This is a genomic window from Curtobacterium sp. NPDC090223 (assembly GCF_044746585.1).
GTDB lineage: Bacteria > Actinomycetota > Actinomycetes > Actinomycetales > Microbacteriaceae > Curtobacterium.
This window is the reverse complement of record NZ_JBIVCN010000007.1, coordinates 181,755-191,859: the sequence shown is the minus strand read 5'-3', so window position 1 is coordinate 191,859 and position 10,105 is coordinate 181,755. Positions and strand designations below refer to the sequence as shown.

9 protein-coding genes are annotated in these 10,105 nt (G+C 70.2%); 7 read left to right on the top strand and 2 right to left on the bottom strand.

The genetic code is table 11. The features are described 5' to 3' along the window. Positions 1-164: 164 nt before the first annotated feature. On the bottom strand, positions 165-509 hold the full coding sequence (locus ACIPJY_RS17490; protein WP_400466525.1) for an MGMT family protein: 345 nt from the start codon (positions 507-509) through the stop codon (positions 165-167). After that, a complete protein-coding gene (locus ACIPJY_RS17485) occupies positions 509-961 on the bottom strand; it encodes a GNAT family N-acetyltransferase (RefSeq protein WP_123656369.1) in 453 nt (150 codons plus the stop codon). Before ACIPJY_RS17485 ends, ACIPJY_RS17490 begins: the two co-directional genes overlap by 1 nt. A gap of 105 nt (positions 962-1,066) precedes the next feature. Between ACIPJY_RS17485 and ACIPJY_RS17480 the strand changes: the two genes are divergently transcribed. The 7 genes from ACIPJY_RS17480 (at position 1,067) to ACIPJY_RS17450 (ending at position 10,090) form a co-directional block, all read left to right on the top strand. Then, positions 1,067-2,416: an ROK family protein gene (locus tag ACIPJY_RS17480; RefSeq protein WP_400466528.1), complete on the top strand. Its 1,350-nt coding sequence runs from the start codon at positions 1,067-1,069 to the stop codon at positions 2,414-2,416. A gap of 92 nt (positions 2,417-2,508) precedes the next feature. After that, positions 2,509-5,001, top strand: a complete 2,493-nt coding sequence (locus tag ACIPJY_RS17475; RefSeq protein WP_400466531.1) for a lamin tail domain-containing protein — start codon at positions 2,509-2,511, stop codon at positions 4,999-5,001. 144 nt (positions 5,002-5,145) lie between these two features. Beyond that, positions 5,146-5,646: a DUF805 domain-containing protein gene (locus ACIPJY_RS17470; protein WP_400466534.1), complete on the top strand. Its 501-nt coding sequence runs from the start codon at positions 5,146-5,148 to the stop codon at positions 5,644-5,646. A gap of 63 nt (positions 5,647-5,709) precedes the next feature. Then, entirely contained in the window at positions 5,710-6,537 is an 828-nt protein-coding gene (locus ACIPJY_RS17465) for a PhzF family phenazine biosynthesis protein (protein ID WP_400466537.1), read from the top strand. A gap of 237 nt (positions 6,538-6,774) precedes the next feature. Next, positions 6,775-8,133 (top strand): extracellular solute-binding protein, encoded by a 1,359-nt coding sequence (locus ACIPJY_RS17460; RefSeq protein WP_400466540.1) that lies wholly within the window; start codon positions 6,775-6,777, stop codon positions 8,131-8,133. Between the two features lie 107 nt (positions 8,134-8,240). Next, positions 8,241-9,191: a carbohydrate ABC transporter permease gene (locus ACIPJY_RS17455; RefSeq protein ID WP_400466543.1), complete on the top strand. Its 951-nt coding sequence runs from the start codon at positions 8,241-8,243 to the stop codon at positions 9,189-9,191. Beyond that, the gene (locus tag ACIPJY_RS17450; RefSeq protein ID WP_400468239.1) at positions 9,191-10,090 is read left to right on the top strand and encodes a carbohydrate ABC transporter permease; all 900 of its coding nucleotides are present in this window, start codon (positions 9,191-9,193) and stop codon (positions 10,088-10,090) included. The genes ACIPJY_RS17455 and ACIPJY_RS17450 overlap by 1 nt, the downstream gene beginning before the upstream one ends. Positions 10,091-10,105: the final 15 nt, after the last annotated feature.

The following is a 10,105-nucleotide window of genomic DNA, read 5'->3' as shown; positions in this document are numbered from 1 at the left end:
GAGTGAGTCCTTTGCTGTGTGCACGCCGAACACACCCCGCTTGAGGGTGGAGAACCAGCTACCTGCGGCTGGTGAGCGCTCCGGGTGTTTCCCGGCTTGTGACAGTGATTCGGCACCCCTGCCGGAGCGGTTTGGGTCAGTTCTCGGCCGTTACCGCTTCGTGATCAAAACGGGTCGCCGTCACCGTCCAGCTCGGGTGACCAGCGCGCACGACGCATGTCGAGCCTCCAGGTCGTCCGGCCCCACGTGAGCGGCGTGCCCTCGACGCGGTACTGCTCCAGCGCACGGGCCTCGTGGTGGAGCGGGGGCAGCCCGCCGGACCGGACCACGCGCCACCAGGGCAGGTCGGAACCCTCGTGCGCCATCACCTTGCCGACGGCGCGGGATGCGCGCGATCCGAGGGCGGCGGCGACGTCGCCGTAGGTCATCGCGTGTCCGGGTGGGATCAACCGGACGACGGCGGCGACGGCGGCGCCGAAGTCAGCCGGGTCGGGTGCGCCGGGGTGCACTACAGGGACAGCACCGCGAAGTGGTCGCCGTACTGGGTCTCGCGGACGACGTCGAAGCCGACCGCCTTGAAGAAGTCCTCGGGGGAGCCCTCGCCCGGTTCGTAGACGACGGTGAGGCGCTCGAACCCGCGCTTGCGGGCTTCGTCGGCGAGCCCGTGCACCGCGAAGCGCCCGACGCCACGGCCCTGTGCGGTACCGGAGACGTTCACGCGCCAGATGCAGGCCTGCAGTTCTTCCTGCGGGTTCTCGGCGTCGAAGCTGCCGATGATGAGCCCCACGACCTCGTCGCCGTCGAGGACCACACGGGGCCACGACGCGCTCGGCTTGACGTCGGACTCGGCCACCCCGTAGGTCGTCGGTTGCACGAACTGCTCCTGCCCGGGCTTGAGCGTCAGCGAGTTGGCCGCGGCGGCGGTCGCTGCAGAGAGTTCTTCGAGGCGGAGGTCCGTCATGCGGTCAGGGTAACGGTGCTACCCGTGCGGGGGCCAGCCATGGGGACGGGTCCGTGGAGATGTCATCCTCGCGGGTGAGCCGCGTGGTCGCGATATGGTCCAGGCATGGCGGAACACCGGCGCGGCGCGAACCTGCCGTCGATCGGCGGCTTCAACCGGACGGTCGTGCTCGACGCCGTGCGCCGGTCGCCCGACGGACTGAGCCGCGTCGAGCTCGCCGGCCGCACCGGTCTGAGCGCGCAGACGGTGTCGAACGTCACGCGGTTCCTCATCGAGGCGGGGATGATCGTCGAGTCCGGCACGATCGTCTCGGGCCGTGGCAAGCCCCGCACCATCCTGCGACTCGAGGCGGGCAGTCGCTTCGCCGTCGGGGTGCACGTCGACCCGGCCGTGGTCACGTACGTGCTGCTCGACCTGGCCGGCACCGTCGTCGCGTCCACCACCACCTCGACGCCGACCGCTGACGACCCCGACCAGGTGATCCGGACGATGGCGTCAGCGATCCACGACCTCGTCGCGACCGCCGAGGTGGACTCCGACGCCGTGCTCGGCGTCGGGATCGCGAGCCCCGGGCCGATCGACGTCGAGGCGGGCATCGTCGTCGACCCGCCGTTCCTGCCGCGCTGGCGGGACGTCCCCCTCCGCGACGCGATCGCCGAGGCGACCGGGCACCCCGTGCTCCTGGAGAAGGACGTCACGGCGGCCGCGGTCGGCGAGATGTTCCTGGCCGGGGAGTCCTCGGCGCGGAACTTCGCCTTCGTGTACTTCGGCACCGGCTTCGGCGTCGGGCTCGTCGTCGACCACGAACCCGTGCGCGGGACCGGGGCGAACGCCGGGGACGCCGGCCACATCATGGTCGAGCAGGGCGCCCTCGCCGGGACTCCGGACGGGGTCTCCGACCGGGGCGAGGTCGGCGCGGCCGTGGCCCCGGCGCGGCTCGTCCGGCTCGCCGAAGCGCGGGGGCTCCACCTCAGGGCCGGCGACGCGGAGCCGGGCGATGCCGCGGGCGCTGACCCGGGCGATGCTGCGGGCGCGGACCCGGGCAACGCCGCCGACGCGGAGCCGGGCGATGCCGCGGGCGCTGACCCGGGCGACGCCGCCGACGTCGACCGCGCCTGGGACGCACTCGGCGCGGCGATCGAGGCGGGCGACCCGACCGCCCTCGAGCTCGCGGCGGACGCCGGCACCGTGATGGGCCGTGCGGCCGTCGTCATCGTGAACCTGCTCGACATCGACCGCGTGGTGTTCGGCGGCCCGTTCTGGTCCCGGATCGCCGCGGCGGCGCTGCCGGCGGCACGTGAGGCGATCACGGCGTCGCCGATCCTCGTGCCGAAGCACCCGGTGACGGTGGTGGAGAGCGACCGCGGGGCCGACGTCGCGGCGGTCGGTGCCGCGTGCCTGGTGCTCGACGCAGCGCTGTCCCCCAGGGCGAGCGCGCTGCTGATCCGGCGCTGACGACACCGGTCGTTCACCGACGGGTCACCCGCCGGACGCCCTGGTGCTGAACAGTCGTGCAGGTCCCCGCCGTCCTGCTCGAAGGAACCTGCATGCCCTCCCCAGCCCTGCGCCTCGGCGCCGCTGCCGCGACCTGCGCCGTGCTCGCCGCCGCCGTGCTCGCCAGCACCCCGGCCGTCGCCGCGACCACCCCGGCGTCCGACCCGGCCGTCTCCGCTGCCGCCTCGGACGTCTCCGCTGCCGCCCCGGTCGTCTCCGCTGCTGCCCCGGTCGTCTCCGCTGCTGCCCCGGACGTCTCCGCTGCCGCCTCGGACGGCCTCGTGGTCAACGAGGTCGAGACGAACGGGGACGACACCGACTGGGTCGAGCTGAAGAACACGTCCGCCGTCGCGATCGACCTGAGCGGCTACGGGTTCCTGGACAGCGACGACACCCACACGAAGTACGTCCTGCCGGCGGGGTCGACCATCGCTGCCGGCGGGTACTTCGTCATCGACCAGCCCGAGGACGGCAAGCCGGGCTTCGACTTCGGCCTCGGCGACGCCGACTCCGCGCGGGTGTACGACGCCGCGGGCGCGCTCGTCCTGCGCTACGACTGGACCTCGAAGGCCGACGTCACCTGGGGCCGTTGCCCGGACGGCACCGGCGCCGTCGTCGACACGACGGGTTCGACCAAGGGCGCGGCGAACGACTGCTCCTCGCCGATCCGCATCAACGAGGTCGAGTCGCAGGACGGCGTTCCGGGCGACTGGGTGGAGCTCGTCAACACCGGCAGCACCGCGGTGGACCTCGGCGGGTACGTCGTGAAGGACAGCGAGGACGACCACGCGTACTCGATCCCGGCAGGCACCACGGTCGGTGCGGGCGGGTTCTCCGTCGTGGACGAGGCCGCGCTCGGCTTCGGGCTCGGCAAGGCCGACTCCGTGCGCCTGTACGACCCGAACGGCACCGAGGTCGACGCGTACTCGTGGACCGCGCACGCGGCGACGACGTACGGGCGGAACCCGGACGGCACCGGCGCCTTCGCCGAGACGAGCGCCCCCACCAAGGGTGCGGCGAACGCCTTCGCCGGCGTCGTCACCGCCGAGGCGTGGCCGGGCAGCCCGGACGAGACCGTGCTCGACGACGAGGACACCTTCTCCGGCGACCTCAGCGGCCTGGACTGGCAGTCCTCGACCACCGCGGTGGGCGGCGGCGTGCTGTGGGGCGTGCAGAACGGCGACGGGCTGCTCTACCGCATGGTCTCCGACGGCGCGGGTGGCTGGGCGCCGTCCAACGCCGCGGGGACGACGCTGCACTACGCCGACGGCTCGGGCACACCCGACGCCGAGGGGGTCACCGTGACCTCGGACGACCCCGGCGCGGTGTACGTCTCGACCGAGCGGAACAACGACGTGTCCTCGACGAGTCGTCCCGCCGTCCTGCGCTTCGCGACCACCGACGGATCCCAGAAGACGCTGAACGCCACGGACGAGTGGAACCTCGCCGCGGACTTCCCCGGCCTCGGTGCGAACTCCGGGCTCGAGGGCGTCACCTGGATCCCGGACTCGTGGCTCACCGCGCACGGTTTCACCGACCAGCACACCGGCGCGACGTACACGCCGTCGACCTACGCCGGCCACGGGGCCGGGCTGTTCTTCGTCGGGGTCGAGGGCACCGCGAGCACGTACGCGTACGCGCTGATGGACGACGGCTCGTTCCAGCGCGTCGCCACGATCGCCTCGCCGTTCGCCGTGGTCGCGGACCTGCAGTTCGACCCGACGCTCGACGCGCTCTGGGTGGTCTGCGACGACGCCTGCGCCGGCCGCACCGCGCTGTACACGGTCCAGGACGGCGCGTTCACGCTCGACACCGTCTACGAGGCGCCGGCCGACGCGAACCGCGCGCTGGCGAACGAGGGCTTCGCGATCGCGGACGCCAGCGTCGACGGTGCCCGTGCCACGTTCTACGCGGACGACAACGACACCGACGGCTTCTCGCTGCGGACGGGCACCTACCCGGGTACCGACGACGGCGGTACGGACCCGACGGACCCCGGTACCGACCCGACGGACCCGGGTACGGACCCGACGGACCCCGGCACGGACCCGACGGACCCGGGAGCCGGGACGACGCCGACGCCGACGCCGACGCCGACCCCGACGACCGCGCCGTCCCCGGTGCCGGACGGCACACCCGTCGCTCCGTCGGAGTCGTCGCTGACGACCGCGAACCGCGGCACGCTCACGGCGCCGTCACGTGCCCGTGCGGGCGAGACGATCACGATCGGCGTCGGCACGCAGTACGCCGGCGACCGCGTGCACGTGTGGATGTTCTCGACCCCGACGCTGCTCGGCACGGTGACGGTCGCCGCGGACGGCACGGTCCGTGCGACCGTCCCCGCTGACGCCCCGGCCGGCCGGCACCGCATCGTGGTCACGGCTGACGACGGCTCCGTGATCGGCTGGACGACGATCATGATCGACCCGGCGACGGGCGAGCTCGCGTTCACGGGTGCGGACCTCTCCGGAGGCATCGCGGCAGCCCTGCTGCTGCTCGCCGCCGGAGCCGGTGTGCTCGTCGTGCGCCGCCGTCGCGCCACGTAGTCGTCTGTTCCTTCCCATCGCGACCGCGTTGGGAAGGCAGATCGCGCGTGGGAGGTGGGAACTTCCCACCTCCCACGCGCGAAACCGCTTCCTGTGGCCCGAAGGACTCGACCATCGCTCAGGTGCGACCGGTAGCAGGGGAGCATGAGCACGACGGAACCCCCGATCGGGACGCCCTGGCACCAGGCGACCTTCCCCGCCTCGTTCCCCCGCTTCTGGCGCGGGTACACCACCTTCCGCGGCCGGGCGGCCCGCGCGGAGTTCTGGTGGTGGTCGCTCTGGTGGGCCGTCATCGCCAGTGCGGTGAACGTCGTCTACGCGGTCGGCCTCTTCTCGATGGTGTTCTCCCGGCCGCCGATGCCCCCGGACTCGGTGGAGCGTGCGATGGAGCAGTTCGACCCGTTCCCGGTCTGGGCGTGGCTGTTGACGTCCCTGCCGCCGCTCGCGCAGGGGGCGCTCGTCGCGTTCATGGTGATCGGGCTCGCGGCACTCCTGCCCTGGATCGCGATCGCCGTCCGCCGACTGCACGACACGAACCGCTCCGGATGGTGGGTCCTGCTGTACCTCGTCCCCGTCGGGAACGTCGCCCTGCTGGTGTTCCTCGTGCTGCCCTCGGACGAGCGCGGGGCACGGTACGACCCGTAGGCGAGCCACCCGCAGCGGACTGGCCCGCGAAGCGGCGACGCACACTCCGGTAGCGTCGGCGGCATGGTCGAGGTCCTCCGGTACACCGCGTTCGCTGCCGAGCCCGGGGGCGGCAACCCCGCCGGACTGGTGCTCGACGCGGCGACCCTGACCGACGCGGACATGCTCCGCATCGCGCAGGAGGTCGGCTACCCCGAGACCGCCTTCGTCACGGGGACGACCGACCGCGCGACCTCCGTGCGGTACTTCTCGCCCGGGGCCGAGGTCCCCTTCTGCGGGCATGCGACGATCGCCCTCGCGGGGCTGCTCGCCGAGCGCGAGGGTCCCGGCGCCCGCACCTTCTCGACGGCCGCGGGGGACATCGCCCTCGAGTCGACCATCGACGCCGACGGGACCGTGCAGGTGGCGATGACGAGCGTCGAGCCGGACTCGCGGGAGTTCGACGCGACGCGGCTGCTCGAGGTCCTCGGGCTGACCACGGACGACATCGCCGACGGCCACCCCGTGCTGGAGTCCTTCGCGGGCAACTGGCACCCTGTGCTGGTGCTGGAGAGCGAGGAGCTCTTCCACCAGTTCCGCTTCGACCCGTCGACGCTAGCCGGGCTCATGCACGAGCGGGGTTGGGCCGGCACGGTGATCGTGCTGCACCCCGGCGCGCCCGGCGAGTACGAGGCGCGGAACCTGTTCCCCGTCGGCCGCATCACCGAGGACCCCGCGACCGGGTCGGCAGCGGCGTCGACGGGCGCCTACCTCCGCATGATCGGACGAGCGCACGCCGGGGACCGCATCGTGATCCGGCAGGGGCGCCACGTCGGCCGTCCGAGCATCCTGCTTGTCGACGTCCCGGCATCCGGTGGCATCACGGTGCGGGGAGGCGCGACCCGCATCTGACCCGCGGGTCGTGCACGTCCGTTCCTTCCCACATCGCCTGCGATGGGAAGCGGTTTCGCGCGTAGGAGGTCGGAACTTCCGACCGCCTACGCGCGATTCGACTTCCTACGCGCGATTCGGACCACTGCGGCCGAACCGTGACGAAGTCCCCCTTGACAAGCAATAAGTCAATACGGTGGACTAACTGCGCGCCGCGAGCGATGAAGCCCGCGACATCACCCGTGCAAAGGAGCACCGATGAAACGCACCCGAATCATCGCCGGACTCGCAGCCGTCGCAGTGGCTGCACTCGGCCTGGCAGGCTGCTCGAGCTCGGGGTCCGCCTCGAGTGACACGATCAAGATCGCGTACCAGAAGTTCGGATCCTTCCAGCAGCTCGACGCCCAGATGAAGGTCGTCAAGAAGACCTACGAGAAGGAACACCCGGGCGTCAAGGTCACCCTCGTGCCGATCCAGGCGCAGGAGAACGACTACTACACGAAGCTCGCGCTGATGAACAAGGCGCCCGCGACCGCTCCCGACGTCATGTACGAAGACACCTTCCTCGTGAAGGCCGACGCCGAGGCCGGCTACCTCCTGCCGCTCGACAAGTACACGGCGAAGTGGAAGGAGTGGGACCAGTTCTACGACAACGCCAAGCAGGCGGGTCAGGGCGACGACGGCAAGATCTACGGCGTCCCGATGGGCACCGACACCCGTGCCCTCTGGTACAACAAGGACATCTTCAAGGAGGTCGGTCTCCCCGTCCCGTGGCAGCCCAAGACCTGGGACGACGTGCTCGCGGCGGCGAAGACCATCAAGGAGAAGAAGCCCGACGTCATCCCCTTCAACGTGTACTCGGGCAAGCCGCAGGGTGAGGCCTCGACGATGCAGGGCTTCGAGATGCTCCTGTACGGGGCCGACGGCAAGGGCAACACGCTGTACGAGAACGGCAAGTGGGTCACCGGCTCGAAGCAGTTCACCGACTCGCTGCAGTTCATCAAGGACGTCTACCAGGGCGGCCTCGGCCCGACACCGCAGCAGGCGCTCGACACCAACGTCGGCACCACGATCGCGCAGACGTGGCTCCCGAAGGGGCAGCTCGCGATCGACCTCGACGGGTCGTGGCAGTCCGGCACGTGGCTGAAGTCCGGCACCGCACCGTGGGCCGACTGGTCCAAGGTGATGGGCCAGGCACCGATGCCGACGCAGAACGGCCAGGCTCCCGGCTACAACAGCATGTCCGGTGGCTGGACGCTCGCGGTGGGCAAGAACTCGAAGAACCCGCAGGCGGCGTTCGACTTCATCTCCACCTTCCTGAACAAGGACGGCTCGATGAAGTACGACATCGAGAACTCGCAGATCGCGGTCCGCAAGGACGTCTCCGAGGACCCGGAGTACGACGCGTCCAACCCGACGTTCAAGTTCTTCTCCGGGCTCGTGGAACACACGAACTTCCGCCCGGCGACGAGTGACTACTCGCAGATCTCGAACGCCATCCAGGTCGCCATGGAATCGGTGATGACCGGACAGCAGACGCCGAAACAGGCGGCTGCGACCTACGACCAGTCCCTCATCGGGGTGGTCGGCAAGGACAAGACGGTCGACGTCGGCTGACGTGACCACACGACGGACTGGAGGCACGGCTCACCACGTGCGCCCAGCCTCCAGTCCGTCTCCCACCCACTTGAGCTCCGTCAGCACCCCATGAAGGCGGCACCCGTATGACCAGCACCCCGATCGCGCCGACGCTGTCGGCGCCCGGTGCGCCCAAGCGCACCGACCCACCCGTGCCGCGCAAGCGGCGCCCCCTGCGGAACGTCGGACGAGCGGTCCCGCTCCTCCCCGCGGTGGTCCTCCTCGTCATCTTCCTGCTCGGCCCCGTGATCTCGTCGTTCTACGGGTCGTTCACCAACTCCGCGCTGACCGGCGCGGGAGCCGCGAACCAGGAGTTCATCGGCTTCAAGAACTACATCGACCTGTTCCAGGACAAGGACTTCCCGAAGTCCGTCGTCCTGACGCTCGTCTTCCTCATCGCCTCGGCCGTCGTCGGGCAGAACGTCGTCGGCCTCGGGCTCGCGCTGCTCATGCGCAACGCCAACCGGGTCATCCGTGGGCTCGTCGGCACGTTCGTCGTCGCCGCGTGGGTCCTGCCGGAGATCGTCGCCGCGTTCGCCGCGTACGCGTTCTTCAACGACAAGGGGACGCTGAACTCGTTCCTCGGACTCATCGGGATCAGCGGGCCGAACTGGCTCTACGCGCTCCCGATGCTGAGCATCATCATGGCGAACATCTGGCGCGGCACCGCGTTCTCGATGCTCGTGTACTCCGCCGCCGTGCAAGAGGTGCCGGAGGAGATCACCGAGTCGGCCGAGGTCGACGGCGCCACCGGGTGGCAGCGGCTCGTCTACATCACGTTGCCGGTGATCCGCCGCTCCATCTCGACCAACCTGATGCTGACGACGCTGCAGACGCTGTCGGTGTTCACCCTCATCTACGTGATGACGGCCGGCGGCCCCGGAACGGACTCGTCGACCCTGCCGATCCTGGCGTACCAGGAGGCGTTCAAGTTCTCGCAGCTCGGCTTCGGGACCGCGATCGCGACCATCCTGCTCGTGGTGGGGGCGCTCTTCTCGATCGTCTACATCCGAGCGCTGAAGCCGGAGGTGGACTGATGGCGATCACCGCTGCTCGTCCTGACGCGACGACCACCCGATCCGTGACCGCACCCGGTTCGCTGCACATGACCTCCCCCCGCGGGCGGACCATGCGCTGGGTGTCGAACACCGTCCTGCTCATCGTGGCGATCTGCTTCGCGGTGCCGCTGCTGTGGCTCGTGCTGGCCTCGGTCGACTCGAACGCCTCGCTCGCGGTGAAGGTGCCGACGCACTTCACCCTCGACAACTTCACGAAGGTGCTCACCCCCGAGCTGGCGTTCATCCCGCTCGCGAACAGCCTGCTGCTCTCCGGCGGCTGCGCGCTCATCACCGTGGTCGTCGCCCTGCTCGCCGCGTACCCGCTGTCCCGCTACAAGATGCGGGTCAACAAGCCGTTCCTGTACGGGATCCTGTTCGGGACCTGCCTGCCGATCACCGCGATGATGGTGCCGGTCTACAGCCTGTTCGTGTCGCTCAACCTCATCGACAACGTGTGGGGCTGCATCTTCTTCCTCGCCGCGACGAGCCTGCCGATGGCGATCTGGATGGCGAAGAACTTCATGGACTCGGTGCCGATCTCCCTCGAGGAAGCGGCGTGGACCGACGGTGCCTCGATGATGACCACGCTGACGCGGATCGTCGTGCCGCTGATGCGACCGGGCATCGCCGTGGTGTTCATCTTCGTGTTCATCCAGGCGTGGGGGAACTTCTTCGTCCCCTTCGTTCTGCTGCTCTCGCCCGACAAGGTGCCCGCCGCGGTGAGCATCTTCAACTTCTTCGGGCAGTACGGCGCCGTGGCCTACGGGCAGCTCGCCGCGTTCTCGATCCTCTACTCCGTGCCCGTCATCGCGCTCTACGTGGTCGTGTCCCGAGGCCTCGGCGGCGGCAGTGCCCTCGCCGGCGGCATCAAGGGCTGACCGAGCTCCACCCCG